The organism is Acidovorax benzenivorans, from assembly GCF_028680575.1.
GTDB classification, from domain to species: Bacteria; Pseudomonadota; Gammaproteobacteria; order Burkholderiales; family Burkholderiaceae_C; genus Acidovorax; species Acidovorax benzenivorans.
The window spans coordinates 490,372-511,610 of the sequence record NZ_JAPCKI010000001.1; the positions used below are offsets into that span (position 1 = coordinate 490,372).

Annotated in this window: 24 protein-coding genes; 10 read left to right on the top strand and 14 right to left on the bottom strand. The window is 61.5% G+C overall.

The window, feature by feature from the left end:
• Positions 1 to 17: 17 nt before the first annotated feature.
• Positions 18 to 632, top strand: a complete 615-nt coding sequence (locus OIN59_RS02270) for a hypothetical protein (protein WP_274106723.1) — start codon at positions 18 to 20, stop codon at positions 630 to 632.
• Here OIN59_RS02270 and OIN59_RS02275 read toward each other — a convergent pair whose 3' ends face one another.
• Positions 633 to 1,016 (bottom strand): VOC family protein, encoded by a 384-nt coding sequence (locus OIN59_RS02275; RefSeq protein ID WP_274106725.1) that lies wholly within the window; start codon positions 1,014 to 1,016, stop codon positions 633 to 635.
• Positions 1,017 to 1,241: 225 nt separating this feature from the next.
• Between OIN59_RS02275 and OIN59_RS02280 the strand changes: the two genes are divergently transcribed.
• The gene (locus OIN59_RS02280) at positions 1,242 to 1,829 is read left to right on the top strand and encodes a flavin reductase family protein (protein ID WP_274106727.1); all 588 of its coding nucleotides are present in this window, start codon (positions 1,242 to 1,244) and stop codon (positions 1,827 to 1,829) included.
• 147 nt (positions 1,830 to 1,976) lie between these two features.
• Here OIN59_RS02280 and OIN59_RS02285 read toward each other — a convergent pair whose 3' ends face one another.
• Positions 1,977 to 3,386, bottom strand: coding sequence for a DUF2130 domain-containing protein (locus OIN59_RS02285; protein WP_274106729.1), 1,410 nt, complete (start codon positions 3,384 to 3,386; stop codon positions 1,977 to 1,979).
• 140 nt (positions 3,387 to 3,526) lie between these two features.
• Positions 3,527 to 4,447, bottom strand: a complete 921-nt coding sequence (locus OIN59_RS02290; RefSeq protein WP_274106731.1) for a LysR family transcriptional regulator — start codon at positions 4,445 to 4,447, stop codon at positions 3,527 to 3,529.
• 116 nt (positions 4,448 to 4,563) lie between these two features.
• On the opposite strand from OIN59_RS02290, the gene OIN59_RS02295 reads away from it, so the two are divergent.
• The 3 genes from OIN59_RS02295 to OIN59_RS02305 all read left to right on the top strand — a co-directional run bounded on the left by OIN59_RS02295 (position 4,564) and on the right by OIN59_RS02305 (position 7,570).
• Entirely contained in the window at positions 4,564 to 5,400 is an 837-nt protein-coding gene (locus OIN59_RS02295; RefSeq protein ID WP_274106733.1) for a pirin family protein, read from the top strand.
• A gap of 84 nt (positions 5,401 to 5,484) precedes the next feature.
• The gene (locus OIN59_RS02300) at positions 5,485 to 6,129 is read left to right on the top strand and encodes an NADPH-dependent F420 reductase (RefSeq protein WP_274106735.1); all 645 of its coding nucleotides are present in this window, start codon (positions 5,485 to 5,487) and stop codon (positions 6,127 to 6,129) included.
• 313 nt (positions 6,130 to 6,442) lie between these two features.
• On the top strand, positions 6,443 to 7,570 hold the full coding sequence (locus OIN59_RS02305; RefSeq protein ID WP_274106737.1) for a Fic family protein: 1,128 nt from the start codon (positions 6,443 to 6,445) through the stop codon (positions 7,568 to 7,570).
• Between the two features lie 177 nt (positions 7,571 to 7,747).
• On the opposite strand, the gene fosX is transcribed toward OIN59_RS02305, so the two are convergent.
• Positions 7,748 to 8,164 carry a FosX/FosE/FosI family fosfomycin resistance hydrolase gene (fosX, locus tag OIN59_RS02310; RefSeq protein ID WP_274106739.1) on the bottom strand — a complete coding sequence of 139 codons (417 nt, stop codon included), beginning with the start codon at positions 8,162 to 8,164 and terminating at the stop codon, positions 7,748 to 7,750.
• 169 nt (positions 8,165 to 8,333) lie between these two features.
• Between fosX and OIN59_RS02315 the strand changes: the two genes are divergently transcribed.
• From OIN59_RS02315 to OIN59_RS02325, 3 genes are read left to right on the top strand one after another with little or no spacing between them, the layout of a single operon-like run.
• A complete protein-coding gene (locus OIN59_RS02315) occupies positions 8,334 to 9,275 on the top strand; it encodes a GSU2403 family nucleotidyltransferase fold protein (protein WP_274106741.1) in 942 nt (313 codons plus the stop codon).
• 49 nt (positions 9,276 to 9,324) lie between these two features.
• On the top strand, positions 9,325 to 9,546 hold the full coding sequence (locus OIN59_RS02320; RefSeq protein WP_274106743.1) for a YdeI/OmpD-associated family protein: 222 nt from the start codon (positions 9,325 to 9,327) through the stop codon (positions 9,544 to 9,546).
• Positions 9,516 to 9,890 (top strand): YdeI/OmpD-associated family protein, encoded by a 375-nt coding sequence (locus OIN59_RS02325; RefSeq protein WP_274106745.1) that lies wholly within the window; start codon positions 9,516 to 9,518, stop codon positions 9,888 to 9,890. Before OIN59_RS02320 ends, OIN59_RS02325 begins: the two co-directional genes overlap by 31 nt.
• Positions 9,891 to 10,043: 153 nt before the next feature.
• Here the strand turns inward: OIN59_RS02325 and OIN59_RS02330 are convergent, their stop codons facing one another.
• The 4 genes from OIN59_RS02330 to OIN59_RS02345 form a co-directional block, all read right to left on the bottom strand.
• Positions 10,044 to 11,156 (bottom strand): hypothetical protein, encoded by a 1,113-nt coding sequence (locus OIN59_RS02330; RefSeq protein ID WP_274106747.1) that lies wholly within the window; start codon positions 11,154 to 11,156, stop codon positions 10,044 to 10,046.
• Complete coding sequence (locus tag OIN59_RS02335; protein ID WP_274106749.1) at positions 11,134 to 12,636, bottom strand: AAA family ATPase; 1,503 nt, start codon at positions 12,634 to 12,636, stop codon at positions 11,134 to 11,136. Before OIN59_RS02335 ends, OIN59_RS02330 begins: the two co-directional genes overlap by 23 nt.
• A gap of 210 nt (positions 12,637 to 12,846) precedes the next feature.
• Positions 12,847 to 13,194: a 3'-5' exonuclease gene (locus tag OIN59_RS02340; RefSeq protein WP_274106751.1), complete on the bottom strand. Its 348-nt coding sequence runs from the start codon at positions 13,192 to 13,194 to the stop codon at positions 12,847 to 12,849.
• A 34-nt stretch (positions 13,195 to 13,228) separates the two neighbouring features.
• Positions 13,229 to 14,083 (bottom strand): DUF6216 family protein, encoded by an 855-nt coding sequence (locus OIN59_RS02345; RefSeq protein ID WP_274106753.1) that lies wholly within the window; start codon positions 14,081 to 14,083, stop codon positions 13,229 to 13,231.
• Between the two features lie 456 nt (positions 14,084 to 14,539).
• Between OIN59_RS02345 and OIN59_RS02350 the strand changes: the two genes are divergently transcribed.
• Complete coding sequence (locus OIN59_RS02350; protein ID WP_274106755.1) at positions 14,540 to 15,859, top strand: MFS transporter; 1,320 nt, start codon at positions 14,540 to 14,542, stop codon at positions 15,857 to 15,859.
• Between the two features lie 35 nt (positions 15,860 to 15,894).
• Here OIN59_RS02350 and OIN59_RS02355 read toward each other — a convergent pair whose 3' ends face one another.
• A complete protein-coding gene (locus OIN59_RS02355) occupies positions 15,895 to 16,647 on the bottom strand; it encodes a tyrosine-protein phosphatase (RefSeq protein ID WP_274106757.1) in 753 nt (250 codons plus the stop codon).
• 165 nt (positions 16,648 to 16,812) lie between these two features.
• Between OIN59_RS02355 and OIN59_RS02360 the strand changes: the two genes are divergently transcribed.
• The gene (locus OIN59_RS02360) at positions 16,813 to 17,682 is read left to right on the top strand and encodes a helix-turn-helix domain-containing protein (protein WP_274106760.1); all 870 of its coding nucleotides are present in this window, start codon (positions 16,813 to 16,815) and stop codon (positions 17,680 to 17,682) included.
• On the opposite strand, the gene OIN59_RS02365 is transcribed toward OIN59_RS02360, so the two are convergent.
• From OIN59_RS02365 to OIN59_RS02385, 5 genes are all read right to left on the bottom strand, one after another.
• Positions 17,652 to 17,978 (bottom strand): DUF2834 domain-containing protein, encoded by a 327-nt coding sequence (locus OIN59_RS02365; RefSeq protein ID WP_274106762.1) that lies wholly within the window; start codon positions 17,976 to 17,978, stop codon positions 17,652 to 17,654. The two genes, OIN59_RS02360 and OIN59_RS02365, sit on opposite strands and share 31 nt — an antisense overlap.
• A gap of 176 nt (positions 17,979 to 18,154) precedes the next feature.
• Positions 18,155 to 19,141, bottom strand: a complete 987-nt coding sequence (locus OIN59_RS02370) for a glycerophosphodiester phosphodiesterase family protein (protein WP_274106764.1) — start codon at positions 19,139 to 19,141, stop codon at positions 18,155 to 18,157.
• A 148-nt stretch (positions 19,142 to 19,289) separates the two neighbouring features.
• Positions 19,290 to 19,631, bottom strand: a complete 342-nt coding sequence (locus OIN59_RS02375; protein ID WP_274106766.1) for a DUF4124 domain-containing protein — start codon at positions 19,629 to 19,631, stop codon at positions 19,290 to 19,292.
• 108 nt (positions 19,632 to 19,739) lie between these two features.
• On the bottom strand, positions 19,740 to 20,342 hold the full coding sequence (locus OIN59_RS02380; RefSeq protein WP_407655046.1) for a YbhB/YbcL family Raf kinase inhibitor-like protein: 603 nt from the start codon (positions 20,340 to 20,342) through the stop codon (positions 19,740 to 19,742).
• Between the two features lie 102 nt (positions 20,343 to 20,444).
• Positions 20,445 to 21,221: a helix-turn-helix transcriptional regulator gene (locus tag OIN59_RS02385; protein ID WP_274106768.1), complete on the bottom strand. Its 777-nt coding sequence runs from the start codon at positions 21,219 to 21,221 to the stop codon at positions 20,445 to 20,447.
• Positions 21,222 to 21,239 lie beyond the last annotated feature (18 nt).

Genomic DNA, 21,239 nt, shown 5'->3' on the forward strand with positions numbered 1-21,239 from the left:
ACCGCACCACCACCACCATGGACACCCTCTGGCCTTGGCTCGCCATCGCCGCCATGGGCGCGCTGCACGGGCTCAACCCCCTCACCGGCTGGGGGCTGGCCATCGTCTGGAGCCTGCGTGCACACGACCGCAGCATGCCGCTGTGCGCGCTGCTGCCCATGGCCGCCGGGCACTTGGCCTCGGTGGCACTGATGGCTGCGGCGGTGGTGTGGGGCCTGTCGCTGTCCCGGCCTGTGCTGTTGGCCGCGGCGGGTGGCTTGTGTGGGGCCGTGGTTCTGGTGTGGGCCTTTGCGCACCGGAGGGGCCTGGCTCTGCATCGGCTGCGCAAGCCTGCCGGCCCGGTGGGCATGGCGTTTTGGTCGTTGGGCGTGTCTACCGCACACGGCGCGGGGCTGGCACTGGTGCCCGCGCTGGCACCGCTGTGCCTGGGCGATGGTGCCGTAGGGGCTGGGGCATCAGGGGGTGTTGCGCCCTTCACACCCTTGCTGCAGGCGCTGGCCGCGCTGGGTGTTCATACCCTGGCGATGCTGGCCGCCACTGGGGCCATGGCCGCCACCGCATGCCACGGCGTGCAGCGGGCCACGCGCTGGCTGCAACGCCACAGGTGCCGTGCCAGCCGCCCAGCCCGCTGATCACGCCTTTGGGGGGCGGTGCAGCGCACAGAGCTTGTTGCCGTCCGGGTCGCGCAGGTACGCCAGGTACAGCTTGCTGCCGGGGCCTTCGCGCCAGCCCGGTGGGTCTTCGCACGTAGTGCCCCCGTTGGCGACACCCGCCGCATGAAACGCGTCGGCCTGCTCGGGCGACTGCATGGCAAAACCGATGGTGCCGCCATTGGCAAAGGTGGCGGCCTCGCCATTGATGGGGGTGCTGATACTGAAGGTGCCAGTGGGGCTGCGATAGAAGTAGCGGTTCTTGTTGGCGACGCCAGCGGGCACACCGATGGTGCCGAGCAGCGCGTCGTAAAACTTCTTCGACACTTCCAGGTCGTTCACACCGACCATCACATGACTGAACATATTGCTTGTCTCCGTTGTGCCCCGGTGGGGCGGGTTGTGGGCTGGGCGATGTTACTTGCTGGTAAATGGCCGCAAGGCGCCTCGGTCAACGCCTCGGCATCTCGCGCACGGGCAGCGTGGCATGATTTAACGTAAAAATGGCCTCTAGCGCTTATCCGATAAGCGCTAATAGCTATCAAATGCAGAGCGTTGTCGGTTTGCCGCTCAACCCCCATCCCCCACACCATGCTGCCATCCACACCTGCCGAACACTTCGCCGCCGTGCCGCTCAACAAGGCGTACCGCCTGCTCAACCACGGCCCCACGGTGCTGGTGTCGGCAGAACACGCAGGCCAGCACAACGTGATGGCCGCATCGTGGGCCTGCGCGCTGGACTTTGCGCCGCCCAAGGTGACCGTGGTGCTCGACAAAGCCACGCGCACCCGCGAGCTGGTCGAAGCCAGCGGCATGTTCGCGCTGCAACTGCCCACCGTGCCCATGGCCGCCATGACCGTGGCGATTGGCACCGACAGCGCCAAGACCCACCCGGGCAAGCTGCAGCAGCACGGCGTGGAGCTGTTCTACGCGCCCGGCCACGCCGCCGCCCCGCTGGTGCAAGGCTGCGCCGCCTGGCTGCTGTGCCGCGTGGTCCCCGAGCCGCACAACCAGCAGACCTACGACCTCTTCATCGGTGAAGTGATAGCCGCCTGGGCGGACGACCGCGTGTTCCGCAACGGGCACTGGGAGTTCGACACCGCGCCCGATGCACTGCGCACGCTGCACTACGTGGCGGGTGGGCAGTTTTATGCGACGGGGGCGTCGGTGCGGGTGTAGGGGCCCGTGCCAATGCACGGGGAGCCGCGGTGATGTTGCAGAGCAGCAGCTGCCGTCACGGTGCGGGCTGGTGCCGTTAAGACTGACTCCACGGCAGGCAGCGTCTACCCCGGCACAGGCATCGCGTAGCGCGTGCCGTGCTTTGCATCACTCCCCATCCGAAATCCCCACCTGCTTGAGATCCGCAAATTTGGCCGCCATCGTCGGGTTGCCGCGTGTCAGCTTCTTGATCGTGAGGTCTTCGGCCTTGTCGTTGGCCAGGCGCAGGTTGTTGGCCGACTTGTGCAGCGCCTCCTTGGTTTTCTCCAGGTCCTTGATGGCCTCGTCAATGCGCTTGACCGCCTCCTCGAACCCATCCGAAGCCAGCCGCCAGTTGCGCCCAAAGGCGCCCTTGAACTCCTCCAGCTGCGATTCAAACTTGGTGATGTCAAGGTTCTGCGCCTTCACCAGCGCCAGCTCCGACTTGTACTGCAGCGACTTCATGGAGGCGTTGCGCAGCAGCGTGATGATGGGGATGAAGAACTGCGGCCGCACCACATACATCTTGGGGTAGCGGTAAAACATGTCCACGATGCCGGTGTTGTACAGCTCGCTCTCGGGCTCCAGCAGCGACACCAGCACCGCGTACTCGCAGCCCTTTTCGTTGCGGTCCTTGTCCAGTTCTTTCAAAAAGTCTTCATTGCGCTTTTTGGTGGCCGTCTCGTCGTTCTCGTTCTTCATCTCGAACATGATCGAGACGATCTCGTTGCCCGCCTCATCCGCATCGCGAAAGATGTAGTCGCCCTTGCTGCCGCTGCGTGCGTCGTTGTCCTTCTCAAAGTACGCGCGGGGAAACGCCGTGGCGCGGATGCGGTTGAACTCCGTCTCGCAGTGCTGCTCCAGCGTCTCGCCCACCATCTTGGTGGACAGGCGCGCCTTCATGTCCCGCAGCCGCGCAATCTCGCCGTCGCGGTCGCGCAACTGCAAGGCGTACTGCTCCTTGATGGCGGCCTCCTCCAGCTGCTTCTTCACCACCACCAGGTTCAGATCGTTCTTGAATTCATCGCGCTCGCGGGCCACCACCGTGACCGCCTCGGACACCGCCAGCCTGCGTGTCACCTCGCCCGCCTCCAGCTGCGATTTCAGCTGCTGGATCTCGGAGTCCTTTTTGGCGGCTACGCCCTGCAGCTCCTGTGCCAACCGGGCCTCCGCCAGCAGCGCCGCTGTTTGCTGCGCTTGCCGCGCCCGCTCCAGTTCATTGGCCATGGCATCGCGCTGCTTTTCCACCGCGCTCAGCGCCTGCGCCACCGCCAGATCAAGCTCCACCGCGCTCGCACCCAGCTGGGCCTTCAGGCCTTGAATCTCGGAGTCTTTGGCGGCCGCCGACTTCTGCAGCTCATTGGCCACCTGGGCCTGCGCCAGCGCTACCGCGTTGCGCTTGTCTTGCTCGGCCAGCTCCAGCCGCTCGTGCAACTGCGCGTTGAAATCCGCATCGCGCACCTGCTTGAGGATGTCGGCATAGCCGGTTTCGTCCACCTTGAACGCCTTGTTGCAGTGAGGGCAGATGATGTCGTGCATGGCGGTTACTGTGTGTCTTGTTCGTGTTTAGTGGGTAGGGGAGCATAGCGGGCAGGAGCGTGCGCGGACGGAGCCTGTCGCAGCCTCGCGGAGCGCTTCAGCAGGCTCAGCGTGAACGATTCAAGTGGATTCATGCCGCCTCAGCCGCAGGTCTGCGGCGGCAGTTCTTGTATCGCCCCCATCTTGCTGATGACCAGCTCAATGAAAGCCGACACCGCCAAGGGCAGGTAGCGCCTGCTGGGGTAGACCATGTGCACGCCATGCCCCTGCCGGTGGTACTGCGGGAGCACGGGCACGAGCAGGCCCGCACGCAAATCGCGCTGCGTCAGCGTGGAGGGCAGCAGCGCAATGCCCAAGCCCGCCAGCGCGGCTTTGCGCAAGGCCTGCGCCGTGTTGCCGCTGAACCGGCCTGACACCTGCACCTCGGCCGGTGCGCCCTCCGGCCCTGTCACGCGCCAGGTGGCTTTGCCGCTGGGATGGCCGAACACCAGGCAGTCGTGGCCCACCAGGTCTTGCAACGTGGCCGGAACACCCCGGCGTGCGATGTAGGCCGGGCTGGCCACCAGACAGTCGGTACCCGCGTCCAGCACCTTGCGGGCAAAAAGGCTTGAGTCCTCCAACATGCCGCCGCGAAGGGCCACGTCGATCCGGTCTGCAATCAGGTCGGCGCGGCCGTCGCTCAGCACAAAGTCCACCCGCACTTTGGGATGTGCCTCTAGAAACTCCGTCAGCCACTCCATCGCAAAGAAATCAAAAAAATCAGCCGGGGCCGCCACCCGCACCAGGCCGCTGGGCTCCTGGTTCACCGCCAGCAGCTCCTCGCCCGCATCCATCAGCCCCTCTACCGCGCCGCTGCAACGCTCCAGAAACACCTGGCCCGCGCTGGTGAGCGTGAGGTGGCGGGTCGAGCGCTGCATCAGCCGGGTGCCCAGCTGCGCTTCCAGCTGCTGCACCCGGCGGCTCAGGGTGTTGGGCGGCACGCCCAGGCGGCGCGAGGCCTCGGCAAAGCTGCCGCAGCGCACCACCTGCACAAAGATGGCCACGTCGTTCAGATCCAGCATCGTCGCGCCAATTCATTCAATTAATGGACGAGTGCAATCATATTGCGCTATCTAGTCAATTAATCGCTGAATTTTTAAGCTGCAGGCATCAGTTCAACACCTCCAAGGTTCTCTGTATGTCTGCACCCGCCACCGCCCCACGCGCCATCACCCACCGCACCCGTGGCACCCCGCACGGCCCCATCACCCGCCTCATGAGCCCTGGGGACCTGGGCCAGGTGCTCAAGCCCTTCATCTTTTTGGATCGGGTGCACTTTCAGCCCGGCGCAGCGCAGCAGGGCTTTGGCATGCACCCCCACTCGGGCATCGCCACGGTCACGTTCTTGTCGGAAGGCGATGTGCGCTACGAAGACAGCACCGGCCAAGCGGGCCTGCTGCCTGCGGGTGGCGTCGAATGGATGCGTGCTGGCAACGGCGTGTGGCACACCGGTGCCCCCGTGGGCGACACGCCGGGCCGGGGCTTTCAGCTGTGGGTGGCCCTGCCCGCCGCGCTGGAAAACGCCCCCGCCCACAGCCAGTACCTCGCCCCCGAACTGGTGCCCCAGGTGGGCCCGGTGCGGGTGCTGCTGGGCGAGTACGGCGCAGCACACAGCCCCGTGGCAGCGCCCGAGGGCATGACCTATCTGGCCGTGCAGTTGGCCCAGGGCGAGCGCTGGACCTACACCCCGCCCCCAGGCCACACCGTGGCGTGGGTGGCCGTGGCCAGCGGCGCGCTGACGGCGGACGAAGCCATTGCCGCTGGCGAGCTGGTGGCGTTTGAGCCCTCCGGCCAAAGCATCGACTTTGTGGCCACCGAAACCACCAGCTTCGTGTTGGGCTCTGCCGTGCCGCATCCGCACGAGCTGGTCATGGGGACTTACTCGGTGCACACCAGCCAGGCGGCGCTGCAGCAGGGCACCGCAGAAATCCGGCGCATTGCAGGGCAACTGCGCCAAGCCGGGCGGCTGGGTTAATCCCTTTCAGATCCCTCTCCGCATTCGACTTTTCACCGTTCCCCTTCCCTCCACCCACTTCACTCATTGACCAAGGAAATCATCATGAACATCGGCATCATCGGCTCTGGCGCACTCGGCTCTAACGTGGCGCGCGCATTGGCCAGCAAAGGCCTGGCGGCCACCCTCTCCACCCGGCGCGGGCCGGAATCACTGGCCGCGCTGGTGGCTGAGCTGGGCCCCACCATCAAGGCGGGCACCGTGGCAGAGGCTGCCGCCGCAGACATCGTGCTCATCGCCGTGCGCTGGGAAGACCTGGGCCAGGCGCTTGGCAGCCTGCCCGCCTGGAACGGCCGCATCGTCATCGACGGCACCAACCCCGTGGAATTTCTCGACCCCAACTCGCCCGCCGCCAAAGACCCCAGCAACCCGCTGGCGGCCTACGGCATCAAGGCCATCGACCTGGGCGGGCGCTCGTCCAGCGAAGTGTTCAGCGAATTCGTGCCCGGCGCCCGCGTGGTCAAGGCGTTCAACCACCTGGATGTGAACGTGCTGGCCCAGCCCCAAGTCTCTGGCGGCCAACGCGCCATGTTCTACGCAGGCGACGACGCAGCAGCCAAGGCCGAAGTGCGCAAGGTGCTGGACGCCATCGGCTACTTCCCGGTCGACCTGGGCACACTGGCCGTGGGCGGCCGTTTGTCAGAGCTGCCGTTTGGCGCTCTGTCGAGCACGCAGTTCATCAAGATCTGAGTACGGGGCGCCTGCCAGGGCGCTTTGACGGCCCCGGACGCAGCTTGCTCAATGCAAAGGGCCTGGAGCTTGCGGGAGTCACCCCATCGCACCGCCCACAGCACCGCTGGGTGCGCTGCAAACCGAGGCGGAGCAGGGGCTGCTGCGCATGCCTCCCGCTGAATGTAGAGCCAGATTGCCCTCCAGCGCTTTATGGATCAACGCTAGTAGCTATTAAAAACGAAGCATCTTCGATTGCCGCACTCGCGTTTTGAACCAATTTTCGTCGATATTCACCGCACAAAATGCGGTGAATACTCTGCATAATCGCCGCATGCGCCACCACCGCCCCACCCGCACGCCCCGCTACATCTGGCAGTTGCCCGATTGGCCGCACCTTGCTTTTGACGCAGCCGCCCTGGCCGCACCACTGGCTCAGGTGCACCGCGCACAAGGCATGCTGGCCGGGCGCATGGCAGAGCTGGGGCTGGCGCAGCGCGACCAGGCCACCCTGCAGGTGCTGACACAAGAAGTCATCACCACCAGCGCCATTGAAGGCGAGCGGCTGGACCTGGACGCCGTGCGCTCATCCGTGGCCCGCAAGCTGGGCCTCGACATTGGGGCGCTGGCGCCCAGCGACCGACACGTGGACGGCGTGGTGGACGTGGTGCTGGACGCCACCCGCAACTTTGACCAGCCCCTGACCCCCGAGCGCCTGTTTGGCTGGCACGCGGCGCTGTTCCCCACCGGCTACAGCGGGCGCATGCGCATCACCGTGGCCGCATGGCGCACCGATGCCAGTGGCCCCATGCAAGTGGTGTCCGGCCCTGTCGGGCGGGAGAAGGTGCACTTTGAAGCCCCGCCCGCCGCCACCCTGCCCGCGCAAACCCAGGCCTTTTTCGACTGGTTTGAAGCCGCTCCAGCGGGCGACGCCATCATCAAAGCAGGGCTGGCCCACCTGTGGCTGGTCACCCTGCACCCGTTTGACGACGGCAACGGCCGCCTGAGCCGCGCCGTGGGCGACATGGCCCTGGCCCGCGCGGAAGGAACGCATCAACGCTTTTACAGCTTCAGCGCCCAAATACAGCGCGAGCGCAAAGACTATTACGACCAGCTGGAGGCCACCCAAAAAGGCCCCCTGGACGTGACCCCGTGGCTGCATTGGTTTCTGGGCTGCCTGCTGCGCGCCGTGCAGGGCGCAGACGCCACGCTGGCAGGCGTGCTGGACAAAGCCCAGTTCTGGCAGCGCTGGGCAGGCACGCCCATGAACGCGCGGCAAACGCTGGTGCTGAACCGCGTGCTGGACGGCATGGAAGGCAAGCTGACCAACGCCAAGTGGGCGGCGATGGGCAAATGCTCTGCGGATACGGCGCTGCGGGACATCAACGACCTGTTAACCCTGGGTGCGCTAGCGCGGCAGGGAGGTGGTGGGCGGAATACCGCCTACATTTTGATCAAATAGGCGGATAGCGCTTTATCCATAGCACAGGCAGCTATCAAAAGCGCAGCAAAATCCACTTGCGCATCTGCGTTTGAGCCGTATTGCGGCACTATTCACCGCACAAAATGCGGCGATTAAAAACAGCGCACCGACCTGACGGCAACGCCGCAGGCCAGCCCCCACCACCTACCTCAGCACCTACCCCTGCGCATACCGCGCCAGCCGCTGCGCCAGCGTGCCGGTGTGCAGCTCAAACAGGTGGTTGTCAAAGTCGTAGAAGTACAGCGACTGCCCCTCGCCCTCCACCCGTGGGCGGGGCGGCTTCACTTCTGCCCCCAGCGCCCGCAGCCGCGCCTCGCAGGCGGGCAGGTCTTCGTCAGCTACTGCAAAGGCGACATGGCGGTAAGTGCGATCGGCAGGTGGCTCACCCTCCATGAACGCCAGCCACAGGCCGCCCAGCAGCACAAACTTTTCGCGCGAGAGGGAGAAGTTGCGGCCCTGGCTGTCGTACACCGCTTGCCCGCCTAGGGCTTCGCAGAACAGGCGGGCGGTGCGGTCTACGTCGCGCACGATGAAGGTGAGGTGGCTGAGGCCGAGGGTGGGAGCGGTTGCCATGGGGGGAGCCTGTGCTCATCAATGTGCTAAGGGGTGGGTTGTAGCGTATTAGCGCCGCCTCTGGGGCATGCAGGGCGACCGCATCGAAAAATGAACCGAAAAAAGTAACTTAACTTATTGTCAATATTCACTTTTCGGTAAAAAATCTAAAAACACAAAATATACCGAAATGCTCGAACTCAGCCCTGCCATCACCCGCCAGTACATCGACGCCATTGCCGTGTTTGACGCGCTGGCCGAAGCCACCGAAGAAGCCGCCCAGGTGCGCGGCGGCATGTACTGGCACGCGGGGCCAGCGTCGTCGCCGCAAGCGCAATACCTGGTGCGTACCTCGCCCGCCGGGGCCGAAACCAGTCTGGGGCCCCGCACCCCCGAGACACAGGCCATCTACGACAAATTCATGCAAAGAAAGCAGGCCAGCACCGAACGGCTCACCGGCCTGAAAGCCGCGCTAGACCAGCAACAGCGCATGAACCGCGCCCTGCGGGTCGGCAGGGTAGACCCGCTGGTGGTGGCACTGCTCGACCGCCTGGCCAGCACCCGCCTCAGCGAGCACTTTCGGGTGGTGGGCACCCACGCCCTCTACGCCTACGAAACCGCAGCCGGGGTGCGACTGGACGCTGATGCACTCGCTACGCGTGATATCGACTTGCTGTGGGACAGCCGCAAACGCATCATCTTTTCTACCCAGCTCGCCCGGTTGGACAGCTCCATGCTGGGTGTGCTCAAAAAAGTAGACCCCACCTTTCGCATCAGGCAAAGCCAAAAGTTCACCGCCGTCAACAAAGACGGCTTTGAGGTGGACATCATCCGCCGCGAGCGCACCGATGACGACCCCCACCCCATCAAGCTCAGCGACGCCGACGAAGACTTCTGGGTAGCCCAGGCCCGCCGCGCCAGCGTGCTGCTGGACTCACCGGGGTTCTCTGCCGTCATCGTCGCCACCAACGGCACCATGGCCCGCATGCACACCGTGCACCCGGCTACGTTTGTGGCGTTCAAGCGGTGGATGGCAGAGCAACCCGACCGCGACCCGCTGAAGCGGCGGCGGGATGTGTTGCAGGCCGATGCGGTGCAGGTGCTGTTAGACCAGTATTTGCCGCAGGTTTAAGCAATTGGCGGCTGGCGCTTATGGAATATGCGTAGGCAGCTATAAAAAAATGAGCACCAAGACACACCACACCTTTGAAACGCCAGAACAGCTCCACGCATGGCTGCAGGCCCACCACGCCAGCGAGACAGAGCTGTGGGTGCGCATCTTCAAAAAGGCCACCGGCCAGCCCAGCGTGACGTGGGACGACTGCGTGGGGGCCGCCATCGCCTGGGGGGGATCGACGGGATACGCAAGAGCTTGGACGACACCGCGTTCTTGCAGCGCCTGACACCCCGCCGCGCACGATCCAACTGGTCGCAAAAGAACGTGCAGCATGCCGAGCGGCTGATCGCGCAAGGGCACATGCAGGCCGCTGGCCTGGCGCAGGTAGAGGCCGCGCGCAGCGACGGGCGCTGGGCCGCCGCCTACGCCGGCAGCGCCACCATGGAGATACCCGAAGACTTTTTGGCGGCGCTGCAAAAAGACCCGGTTGCCCACGCTTTTTACGCCACGCTCAAACGCCAGAGCCTGTTCACCATCTACCACCGGTTACAGAGTCCCAAGCGGGCGGAGACGCGGGAGAAGCGGATGGCGGAGTTGTTGGCGAAGTTGGGGCGGGGCGAAGGCCCTTGAAATTTGTCTCCCGCGAGATGGGCGTAGAAACGCTAGTTTCGTGAGCCAAATTAGCCCGTAACCCTCGTGGAAATATGCGAGAGCAGCTATCAAAAGCCAAGTGGTTACGTGGCTTCTCCCCTGCGATAACAGGATCGCCAAGGCACTCAAAAATCACGATCTGATAGGTGCCCCCACACATAACCACGACCTTAATTCTGTAGAAATTTTCGAATAATCAGAACGAATATATTGACTATCCTCTCTATTAAGTTTAGACCTCCACCCCGCGTTCTCTGGCTTAAGGGCAGTGGCAAGCGTCTTATCACTGATGCTCGGAACTAAATTACAGCTACAACTTGGGTCTTCACAACAAGGCAAGGTCATTCCGGCTGCCTTTAACTCACCCGCCCAGTACTGTGAACGCATATCAACCTTCTTTAAATCACCTCCATTTATACCTTGCTTCAACGGCAAATGCCGCCAACTATTCATTCCCCTAATTTTCTTAGCTATTGCGAATTGGGATATCTGTTGCTGGCTTTTACCTACGTTGAATTGCCTTTCAATTTCATCCATAGGTAGCAAATTTTCGGCCGAATACATATCAATAACTAAATTATCACATAGTGGCGATTTATGATTTTTGTCCACATTCACCACAAATTTCGCAGTATCACCCAGCTTTTTACTTGGATGCGCACGATCGGAATCCACTATACAAAAACAAAAATCCATACTTTTTTGCTTGTGTCGGCTATAGGAGTAATGGGTGCTGTTTCCTCCACCGGATTCGAATCGATCAAACAACTGCAATTCACTCAAGGACTGAGGGATTCCATCAATAAAATTTTTAGATATTCCTTCTGCGTAAAGTTCGCAATCTGTCAAATTTTCACCAAGCAAAATTGGCGGATATAGAACATTGGATTTATTAATAAAATCCGGTGCAACATGGATTACATTACCTCTTCGGCGTGGATTCCTTTTACCAGAACACCCAACAAGCACAAAAGCAGTTAAATCTTTTAAAAGCTGCTTTTTATGACGAAACTTTTTCGACATCGTTCTCAGGAGCTCAACTGTTTCACCATCGCCACTTTGCTGAAAATAGGCAACAATCAAATCAATAGCCTTATTAGAGGAATATATTAAAAGCAAGCCTCGCTTTCGAGAGTCCAGCATTCTCAGCAAACAATCAATACTATCCCGATCCCCAGCAGCTATACTATTTGCAAATGATTTTCCCAGGCAAAACAGCATTTTATTGTCCATCAAAAAAACCATAAGGCCACTGCTCGAGAAATCCCCCAGCATCGAAATGGGACCGCCTTACATTAATATCCCTACCCTTGCTAAGAATATAAATACCCGCATCATCCTTCCCAATGGTTTCCCGCTCAATTGATCTTCCAATAGCATCAATTATTTCCCTGCTGTGCGTCTCAATTATTATTCTTAAATCAATATTTTTACTTTTCGCAAGTTTTATCGCTCGACAAAAGGCCTCACCTACGCGAGATTGCATTTTTGGATGCAAGTGCAGTTCAGGTTGCTCGATGACAATCATGGTCGGGGTATTTTTGATCCCGATCCCTAAATTACTTCGCTTCGACTGTTGCCACACCTGTATAAGAACAGGAAGTATCTGAGATATTCCAAATCCGGTATCTGCAATATTTGTCTTACTTCCCTCTTCACCATCAATAATAAAAATCGAAGCATGTCCATGGCTTCCAACAATTTCAATGGAAAAGCCAATTTCACTCTTTAGCCACAAATTAATCTCATCAATTTCAGATTCTTTTTTTGCATACAAAAACATAGCCAAATTACTGCCATTAGGATCCAACTCCTCAATCGAAGTGTTTTGTATACGGTAATACCTATCCGCAGCGGCGCGCAATGGAGTTATATAGCGCGAAGCAAGAAAATGTGCGCGAAAATTATCTGCAATCTCATCCGTTATTCGCTCTAGATTCACAAAAATAATCTGATCCTTAATTGATTTAAATTTTTTATCAGTTATTTTCCATTGAGAAATTTTTGCAGCAGCGTAATCACCCACCAGAGCCTTGTTTGAAAGACTTTTCTTGATTGTTTCATCGTCTGAAAACTTAAGGTTTCTAGCGATTTGCTGGATCTTAAATTCGGATGTTCGATGGTGCACATGATTCGTAATTTCTCTTATAAGAGTCACGTAATGCGATCCGTATTGAACAGCAGTTCTGGCATTCCTAAATAGAACAGGAATAATCGTATATATCTTATAAATCTGAAACGACTCAAGCGCCTGCTTGGTAAAATCAACCTCATTTATATGGAGAGATATTATTTTAAATTCAGGATTGGTTCGAATGGAAAATTTATTACCATACATTTCATAAGAAATATCAGTGTAGCTACTCTTGCCATACTCATCCCCATAAACTTTGATTGTTAACTTCACCAATGATTCTGCAGCAAGAGAACTACGTACGTGACCCGATGAAATTCTGAATGAAAAAGAGAATGAAATTTCTCTTGAGTCTTTAACATCTAGACCATGCTTAACAGACTCATCAAAACTACCGTAATCAACATACTTCCCAGACCAAAGCACGGTTCCTAGGATTTTTGATTCAGCACTTTGCTTGAACAGTGGAAAACATCGAATTAAGCTACTTTTACCTGAGCTATTTTGCCCAACAAAAACCGTAATAGGCTTTATTTCTATCTCCCCTGAATCGGTTATGCTTTTTAAATTTTTCACACGAATGGTGTCCACGCAAAATCCTCCTGTTATTTAAAGCGTTTCCATCTCTATATATTGAAATAGAAATGCCTGTCAGCCACAATATTTATGTAACCGCAAATCTCAAAAAATATACATATCGACCAATTTTTCATTTTAGGAAGATATTAAAGTTTGGCCGTTTGAGTGACTTCCTGTTTGCAAAAGATACCGAAGGAAATTTCCGTCGCATTTGAATGCTCTCTAAATTTCCAGAAGCGTCTTGTCAAAACGCCCTAGTTCATTTACGCCCAACACTAGCCTTTGCATTGCCCTAGTCGCCGCCACATAAAACACCCGAGCTGCTTCCCTCTCATCCTCCCCCGCCGCAGGCATGTACCACACACCGGGTAACGCCACCACGGAAAACTTAAAGCCTTTGCTGATCTTCATGGTCATCACCTGAATAGCATCCGCGCCAGGCCGGTATTCACCACTCTTCTTGCGCACGCGGTGCGGCAGCTTGCGTTGGGCCAAGGCGCTGGCGCACAGGTCCATGGCTTTCCAGTCCGCGCACAGCACCGCCATGTCCCCACGCAACGTCATATCCATGCACCTTCATTTTGTGTAGTCAACGTGCGCGGCTTTAGTCTTTTGCACCATACAAATCCAGCTCGATCTGCTCCCCCGGCAAGGTAGATGGCAACCCGCGGGCCAACAGATCCTTGGCACTGACGACCTTGTTCAAAACCACAACCGCGCGAGCAAGCAGAGCAAGAAAGAACAACGTGCAGATAAGCAAAGACCAGCGCTGCTCTTTCAGCTTGCTCGCCAGATGCTCTGGCCACTCGTCGACTGGCAAAAGGTCGCACAACGTTTTCACTTCCGCCTCGGTGAAGGAGGTACGCGCTGCGTTCGCGGCCAGTGGCTGATCGCAGTCGCCCTTTTTCAATGGGTTTCTGTTGAAGAAGAAGGGGGGCCACAGGGTCTGCGCGTTGGACTCTGTGGCGAGGAAGGTCCGCTCGCTCGCCTTGAAGGTGAACGGCACTTGCGGAATCAGCAGCAGCCAGGCGCAGACTATCGATCCGACAAGGGACACGACAAACACTGCAATCTGAGCAAAAAGGTAGGGGCGCGAGGGAAAGTCTTGCTTGCGCACCTGCCGCAGCCCGGTGTCGAAGTAGCGACCGCAAGCGGCGATTTGGCGCAAATCAACGCGGTGGAGTTGGGCCCACGCAATCAGCTGGTGCGCTTCTTCCAGGCTGGCGGCCTGCACGCCAGAGAACATGCGAAAGGACATGAGGTTGGTCTGCTCGTCCACGTACGCACGGATCTTGGGGTCTGAGATTTCATCGCTGCCGTGCACCAGCAGCCACAGGCGCCGCAGCAGGGTGTGCAACGACACCGTGCGCCAGATGACAACGACAAAGCCGACGAGCAGTACGAGCGGAATCAAGGCGGCCAAGGCGCCGCCGAATTGCGTGATGGTGGCGAAGTCCATCACGCAGCAGAGGGCGCGCATCGCCCACGGTGGTGCGGCCTCGACGCGAGCGAGTCGCTGGCTTTCTCTTGCGGCCTGTCAGCCAGGCGTTTTTCTCCACGGGTCATGCGCGGTAAGCACGCACCCAGTGCCGGTATCAATGTCGCCATGTCGCTGGTTGCCCCCCTATGCTGTGCGTTGCATATCTTTGTATGCAGTTGTTAAGGCACTTTAGGTGGTGTGGCAGTGGGGCGCAACTTTTCGATGCCAAGCGTGTTGGTGGGCGCTGGTTGAGTGGGCCGCTGCAGAACGACTTACGCAGCCAGGACTATTCAAACTATATTGGCCTGTAGCGCTTATCCAATAAGCGCTGATAGCTATCAATTTCATACCAATCAGCTAACAACACACTGGCCCTCGGCGTGCACTGGCGTCGCCCTGCAAGCCCCTGCAGTGCCGTCGGGTAAATTGCCCCGCATGCCGAACACCTCTTCGTCCCGCCCAGCCGCCGCCCCCGCCTCCCTCATCGATTCCCCCCAAGCCGCCTGGCGCCTGCTGACCACGCTGGGCCTGGTGGTGCTGGGCAACAGCAGCATGTATGTGGTGTCGGTGGTGCTGCCCGCTGTGCAGGCCGAGTTCAGTGTGGGCCGTGCGGACGCGTCGCTGCCTTACACGCTGATGATGGTGTGCCTGGGGCTGGGAGGGATCTGGACGGGGCGCATGGCCGACCGGCATGGGCTGATGCCGGTGCTGTGCGTGGGCGCGGTGGCCGTGTGTGGCGGTTTTGTGTGGGCGGGGCTGTCGGGCAGCATCTGGATCTTTGGGCTGGCCCATGGCCTGATGGGGCTGATTGGCAGCTCGGCCACGTTTGCTCCACTGATGGCCGACACCGCGCTGTGGTGGAACAAGCGGCGCGGCATTGCGGTGGCGATCTGCGCCAGCGGCAACTACATTGCGGGCGCGCTGTGGCCGCCCATCGTGCAGCACGGCATTGAGCTGATTGGCTGGCGCCAGACATACGTGCTGCTGGGCCTTGTGTGTGGTGTGGGCATGCTGCTGCTGGCACTGCGCATGCGCCAGCGCGCGCCGGTGGCACAGATGGATGCAGCACCATCTGCACCAGCCGCATCGGCACGCGGTGTTGCATCCGGTGCTGCGCCCCTACCGTTGTCGTTGGACCGCAGCCGCCCGTTTGGCTTGCGCCCGGTGCATGCGCAGCTGCTGTTATGTGTGGCGGGCGTGGCCTGCTGTGTAGCCATGGCGATGCCGCAGGTGCACATCGTGGCCTATTGCACCGACCTGGGTTTTGGCGCAGCGCGTGGCGCCGAGATGCTGTCGCTGATGCTGGCGTGCGGCATCGTCAGCCGCCTGGTGTCGGGCGTGATCTGCGACCGCATTGGCGGCGTGCGCACGCTGCTGCTGGGCTCGGCCTTGCAGGGCGTGGGGCTGGCGCTGTTTTTACCGTTTGACGGGCTGGTGCCGCTGTACGTCATATCGGCCATGTTCGGGCTGTTCCAGGGCGGCATCGTGCCCGCCTACGCCATCATCATTCGCGAGTATTTCGCGCCGCAAGAGGCGGGCGCCCGGGTGGGCGCGGTGATCATGGCCACGCTGATCGGCATGGCGCTGGGGGGCTGGATGTCGGGCTGGATTTTTGACGTGACGGGCAGCTACCAGGCGGCGTTCATCAACGGCATGGGGTGGAATCTGTTGAACCTGTCGATTGTGGGGTGGCTGTATTGGCGGGTGCGCTACCAGCGTGCTGTGACAGCGCGGCCACAACACAGCCCCTGGTAAGCCGGGCAAGCGCTGCCAGCAGGCCCCATGGGTGGTCACACCGCCTGCAGATACCGCCCCGCCAGCTCCTGCTGCGCGGCGGCGTCCACGCCCAGCACGTCCACCAGATACGGCTGCAGGCCACCATAGTCTGTGTCCACCATGTGCAGCGCGGCGTCCAGAAACTCCTCTTGCACGCGCCACAGCACGCGCAGCACTTCCTCTGGCGCGTGGCTGCCCATGCCGGGCGGGCGCTGGTAGAGCGCGTTGGTGAGCAGGTAGTCGTGCATGACTACGTCGCGTGGCACGCCCAGCGTCAGCAGGATGAGGGCGGCGGCAAAGCCGGTGCGGTCTTTGCCTGCGGTGCAGTGGAAAACGGTGGGTGCGTCGCTGGCCAGCAGCAGGCGAAACAGCTCGGCAAAACGCGGCGCGTTGTCGTGCACAAAGCCGCGGTAGGTGTCTTGCATCAGGCCCACGGCGTCTTGCGCGGTGAGCTGGCGGCCGGTGCGCTGCAGCTCCAGCGCGCGCTGCACTACGGTGGGCTCGATGTGCAGGGGGTGGTACGCAATGCCGGGCAGCGCGTAGGCATACGCAGCGCTTTCGGCCTGGCCCCGAAAGTCCACCGCGCGGGCCACGCCCAGGTCGGCCAGCAGGGCCTGGTCTTGCGCGGTGAGGCCCGCCAGGTGGTCTGACCGGAAGATGCGCCGCCATTTGACCTGCCGCCCGCCATGGCCGGTGTAGCCGCCCAGATCGCGAAAGTTGGTGGCGCCCATCATGGGTAGGGATCGGGTGGGGGCTTGCTGCGTCATGGTGCGAGGTACGCGGTCAGTGAGGAGGGAGGTACAGGATAGTCGGGCTGTGTGGCTGCCATCTGTCGCGCGGGTGGCTGGTGCCTGGGTGGACTGCCGCGTTGGTAACGCACCTGTGCCCCGCTACCGGGCGGCCCATGTGTGGCTCATGTGCAAAATTGCGGCATGCCCCACCAGCGCTTTGTACACGCCCCGCCCGACTTGCAGCCTTGGCTGGAGGCGGCTGTGGTGGTGGACTGCCCCGCAGAACTGGCGCAGTCGCAGTTTCCGGCGATGGTGTCGAGCATGCTGGTGGTGCGGCTGGCAGGGCAAGTGACGTACCAAGGGGTGCCAGTGCCAAAGGCGGCCTGGATGAGCGCCAGCACCTGCGCCACCGTGTATGCACACGTGGGCCGCGTGCACGCCGTGGGGCTGGTGCTGCGGCCCGAGGCAGCGGCGGCGCTGTTTGCTGGCGCATGCGGGGCGGTGAATGCGATTCGCCCCATGGCTGAACTGGCGGGCACCCAGTGGGCTGCGGTAGAGCGTGGCGTGCTGGCTGCGGCAGACGATGATGCCCGGCTGGATGTGTTGTGCCAGTTCATCCGCGCCACCGCTGCACCACCGTCGGATTGCGAGGTGCGGCGGCGGCAAGCGTTGGCACTGCTGGCTGCCGCCAGCCGTGCCGATGAAGGCACCGGCCTGCACATGGGCCTGAGCAAGCGCCAGTTTGAACGGCGCTTTGTCGCGCACTGGGGCATGGCGCCCAAGCAGTTTCAGGTGGTTGCGCGGCTCAACAGCACGCTGTGGCACGCCCTTGCCGACGCGCCAGACAGCCAGGGGGCCGAACTGGCGGCAGACCAGGGCTACTACGACCAGTCACACATGGGGCGCGATGTGCGCAGGCTGGCGGGCCAACCGCTGCAGGCGCTGGTGCAAGACACGCGCACCTCGCTCAGTACGCACTGGCCTTTGCAGATAGGGGCGCAGACACCGCCGAAACCGCTGCATGAGCCACCCCAGCCCACTCAGCCGGTGGCGCCAGCGCGCAGGCGGTAAGCCAGATACAGCGGCATCGCAAACGCCAGGCTGATGCCAAAGCAGGCCACGATGCACGCCCAGCGCCATGCGCCCAGGGTACGGTCTGCCGCGACCCAGACTGAAAACGCCACGGCGGCCAGGTACACGTCAAGGGTGATGCCGGTGGTCAGGGGGTTGGCAAATGCGTCTCGCCAGAAAACATCGGGCATCACGCTGCCACCCGCCAAAAAGTACACCGCGTTGAAATACCAGGGCACAGCCAGCCCCACAAAGGCCAGCAACAGAAAGACGGCGCGCAGGTGCTTTTTTTGCATCGGTTCGATCAGCCCCAAGGGTGGGCTGGCAGTAGTGAATCAATGCTGCGATTGGACGCGGGGAGCGCTGCGGCCGGATAGGAAAAAACCGACATGCGCAGCGTGTACGCCACTCATGCGCGGGTTGGCCGCGCCGCCGTGCAAAAAGCCAGCGGCGGCACGCCCTCTGGCCCGGTTTACTTGCCCTGCACGTACGCGTTGCGCGCCGTCACGGCCAGGTCAGGGTAGTTGGCGAACATGCCGTCCATACCCATGTCCAGGTACTTGCGAAACTCTGCGGCCGCAAGGGCTGCGTCGGTCTGTGCAAAGGTCCAACCGTGCACCTTCAGGCCTGCGGCGTGGGCCTGGTCGATGAAGGCCTTAGTGACGGGATAGGTGGTGTTGTTGATGAGCACGCCCACGCCTTCGTTGAAGGCGGCCACGTCTTTCAGCGCAAGCATCTGCACGCCCGTGGCTCCGGTCACGCCCATGCGTGGGGTGCCGTCGGCAGCGGCGGTAGCCACGCCCAGCAGCACCAGCGGCATCTTGTTGTTCTGCGCGATCTGCTTGGTGCGCAGGCTGCGCAGCGTAGCGTCGCTGAACGACTGGATGTAGATTTTGCTGTTGGCGTTGTAGCCGTTGGCGGCCAGGGTTTTCAGGATGCCGTCTTCCATCACCGGGTCGGCCTGTTTGGCCTCGGGGTAGATGCCCACTTCGCGGCCCACAGCGTTGCTTTGCTTCTTGGCAAAGTCCACCACCTCTTGGAAGGTGGGTACCGTGAAGGGGCTGGCGGCGCTGGGGGTGAAACCGGGGTAGCTCGTCTTGCCGGTGCTGGTGGGCACCACCGTCAGGGTTTTGATCTCGGCCAAGGTGAAGTCAGACACCTTGTAGCCGCCATTGCGCTGCGCGAACAGCGTGGCCACGTTGGTGGTGCGGTTCAAGGTGTCGTCGTGGATGGCGACCAGCGCACCGTCTTTGGTGATTTGCAGGTCGGGCTCGATGAAGTCGGCGCCCATGCGGATGGCCAGCTCGTAGCCGCCCAGCGTGTGCTCGGGCAGGTAGCCGCTGGCGCCGCGGTGGGCAATGACCTGGGGCTGTGCGGGTGCTGCGTCGTTGTCGCTGCCGCCGCAACCGGCAATGAACAGGGCGGAGAGGCAGACTGCGGCGAGGGAGAAGGCTTTCATGGGGCGACAGGTCCAGAGGCTGATGAAAGAGGCGGACTCTATCGGCGCGCCGTGGCAGTGGCGTGACATGCGAGAACCTGTTCAATATCTCTTCACGGTCGCACAAGTACCTTGCCCGAAGGGATGCAAGGCGCGGATGTGCAGACCGCTACTGCGGCAGCGAGGTCACGGCGCCATCCACCGCCAGCTCACGGCTGCCCTTGTCGCAAGGCTGGTCGGTGTAGGTAACGCGGCCGTCTTTCACGCACTTGCGCGGCTGCGGGGCCACAGGTTGGGACGCCGCGCCCTGCGCCGAACGGGCCTGCGCGGCGGCGCGTTTTTCGGGGGGGAGGGACTCGGGGCCGGGGCGCGTGGCTTTCTTCCAGGCCTGCTCCATCCACGGCCCCGCATGGGGCAGCCACTGGTCGGATGTCCCCCATGCCGCTGCTGCTGCGGCCAGCACCAGCGCGGCCAGGATGGACCAGAAGGCTCGTTCGCGGGGGCTGCGCATGGAATAGGTCTGCGTGGGGTGGATGAGGTGGCAAGGCCCACTGTGCGCAGGCCTCAGGCCACCAAGCTTAAAACATCACGGCACCTGCCAACCACCAACCACGCGCAATCACTGTTGCTGGCCTTTGGCCGCAGGGCGCCCGTAGCGCGCCGTCAGCGTGGCCTTGCCCAGACTGTTGGCGTTGATCATGTAGCCCGCCAGAGCGGCGGTGGCGTCGGCGGGCAAGTCCAGGCGCGGCACCTTGAGCGCGTGCACGGAGAAGATGTAGCGATGGGGCGCATCGCCTTCGGGCGGACAGGCGCCGCCCCAGGCGGCCACACCGTAGTCGATGCGCACATGGCTGGCGCCTGTGGGTAGCTTGGCGCCGCCCACCGCGCCTGCATCAGCGCGCAGCTCGGCGACACCGGCGGGAATGTTCACCACCGACCAGTGCCACCAGCCCGAACCCGTGGGCGCATCGGGGTCGTACACGGTGACGGCGTAGCTTTGTGTGCCCGCAGGCGCGCCGCTCCAGCGCAGGGCAGGCGATTGGTTGTCACCCGCGCAGCCGAAGCCCTTGAATTCGAAGCGCTGGGGCAGCGTGCTATTAGCGGCAAAGTCGGGGCTGCTGAGCGTGAAGGCCTGGGCCTGGGCGGCAAAGGCCAGACCCATGGTGGCAAGCGCGGCGATGGAGGTCAAAGCGCGACGGGTGCGCGAGAGAGGTTGTGGCATTCAAAAAGCTCCTTGCAGTGGCGGTGTGAAACAAGGGCTTGATGGTGCTGCGCGCCGCGCCTTCGCGTTGGCCCGGCGGCGTCAATGGCTGTGCGCTGCGCGTCAAGGCCGCAGCTGCGAGGGCGGAAACCCAAAACGCTCGCGAAACGCGGCACTAAAGCGGCTGTGCGATTCATACCCGCAGTGCGCAGCGATTTCCGACACCTGCAGCGTGGAGCTTTGCAGCAGCATCAGGCCCGTCTCCAGCCGCACATCGCGCAGGCACTGGCTCACGGTTTCGCCCTCTTGCGCCAGACGGCGCTGCAGGGTGCTGGCACTGGTGGAAAATGCAGCGGCGATGCGCTCCACCGTCCAGTCGGCCTGCGGGCTGGGGCCGACGAGGCGGCGCACGCGCTCGGCCCAGCCCAGTTCGCCGGGTGGGGAAAACACAATGCCCGCCTCGGCCAGCATCAGCAGCACCTCCAGCGCGCGGTGTTCGCGCAGCGCCTGCGAGCTGGTGTCGCTCTCCAGCGCGGCGACGGCGCGCATGAAACTGTCTTCAAAGGCCGCGTCAGCCGCCAGGCCTGCGCAGCCTTGCACTGGTGGAATGGCTGCGAACTGGCCGAACTGGCGGTGGAACTGCTCCACCAGCTCGGGGGAAAAACACAGCAGCCGCGCCACGTAGCGGCCTTGCGGGGCGGGGTCGTTGACCACCTCCCACTGCGCGCCACGCGGCAGCACGAACACCCGTCCGCTGGGGTAACGGTGCCCACCCCCCGGTGTGACCAGGTGCTTGGTGCCCGACACCACCCAGCCCACCGAATCCATGCGCACCGTGACGGTGTGGACGCGGTGGTGCACCGTGGTGGCGATCTGCAGGGACAGTGCGGAGGCGTCCACCTTCAGTTCTCAAGGGCG

Excerpts from the sequence above, each read along its gene's own strand:
- OIN59_RS02270 (WP_274106723.1), top strand. The coding sequence starts at position 18 with ATGGACACCCTCTGGCCTTGGCTCGCCATCGCCGCCATGGGCGCGCTG.
- OIN59_RS02275 (WP_274106725.1), bottom strand. The coding sequence starts at position 1,016 with ATGTTCAGTCATGTGATGGTCGGTGTGAACGACCTGGAAGTGTCGAAG.
- OIN59_RS02280 (WP_274106727.1), top strand. The coding sequence starts at position 1,242 with ATGCTGCCATCCACACCTGCCGAACACTTCGCCGCCGTGCCGCTCAAC.
- OIN59_RS02285 (WP_274106729.1), bottom strand. The coding sequence starts at position 3,386 with ATGCACGACATCATCTGCCCTCACTGCAACAAGGCGTTCAAGGTGGAC.
- OIN59_RS02290 (WP_274106731.1), bottom strand. The coding sequence starts at position 4,447 with ATGCTGGATCTGAACGACGTGGCCATCTTTGTGCAGGTGGTGCGCTGC.
- OIN59_RS02295 (WP_274106733.1), top strand. The coding sequence starts at position 4,564 with ATGTCTGCACCCGCCACCGCCCCACGCGCCATCACCCACCGCACCCGT.
- OIN59_RS02300 (WP_274106735.1), top strand. The coding sequence starts at position 5,485 with ATGAACATCGGCATCATCGGCTCTGGCGCACTCGGCTCTAACGTGGCG.
- OIN59_RS02305 (WP_274106737.1), top strand. The coding sequence starts at position 6,443 with ATGCGCCACCACCGCCCCACCCGCACGCCCCGCTACATCTGGCAGTTG.
- fosX (WP_274106739.1), bottom strand. The coding sequence starts at position 8,164 with ATGGCAACCGCTCCCACCCTCGGCCTCAGCCACCTCACCTTCATCGTG.
- OIN59_RS02315 (WP_274106741.1), top strand. The coding sequence starts at position 8,334 with ATGCTCGAACTCAGCCCTGCCATCACCCGCCAGTACATCGACGCCATT.
- OIN59_RS02320 (WP_274106743.1), top strand. The coding sequence starts at position 9,325 with ATGAGCACCAAGACACACCACACCTTTGAAACGCCAGAACAGCTCCAC.
- OIN59_RS02330 (WP_274106747.1), bottom strand. The coding sequence starts at position 11,156 with ATGGTTTTTTTGATGGACAATAAAATGCTGTTTTGCCTGGGAAAATCA.
- OIN59_RS02340 (WP_274106751.1), bottom strand. The coding sequence starts at position 13,194 with ATGGATATGACGTTGCGTGGGGACATGGCGGTGCTGTGCGCGGACTGG.
- OIN59_RS02345 (WP_274106753.1), bottom strand. The coding sequence starts at position 14,083 with ATGGACTTCGCCACCATCACGCAATTCGGCGGCGCCTTGGCCGCCTTG.
- OIN59_RS02350 (WP_274106755.1), top strand. The coding sequence starts at position 14,540 with ATGCCGAACACCTCTTCGTCCCGCCCAGCCGCCGCCCCCGCCTCCCTC.
- OIN59_RS02355 (WP_274106757.1), bottom strand. The coding sequence starts at position 16,647 with ATGACGCAGCAAGCCCCCACCCGATCCCTACCCATGATGGGCGCCACC.
- OIN59_RS02360 (WP_274106760.1), top strand. The coding sequence starts at position 16,813 with ATGCCCCACCAGCGCTTTGTACACGCCCCGCCCGACTTGCAGCCTTGG.
- OIN59_RS02365 (WP_274106762.1), bottom strand. The coding sequence starts at position 17,978 with ATGCAAAAAAAGCACCTGCGCGCCGTCTTTCTGTTGCTGGCCTTTGTG.
- OIN59_RS02370 (WP_274106764.1), bottom strand. The coding sequence starts at position 19,141 with ATGAAAGCCTTCTCCCTCGCCGCAGTCTGCCTCTCCGCCCTGTTCATT.
- OIN59_RS02375 (WP_274106766.1), bottom strand. The coding sequence starts at position 19,631 with ATGCGCAGCCCCCGCGAACGAGCCTTCTGGTCCATCCTGGCCGCGCTG.
- OIN59_RS02380 (WP_407655046.1), bottom strand. The coding sequence starts at position 20,342 with ATGCCACAACCTCTCTCGCGCACCCGTCGCGCTTTGACCTCCATCGCC.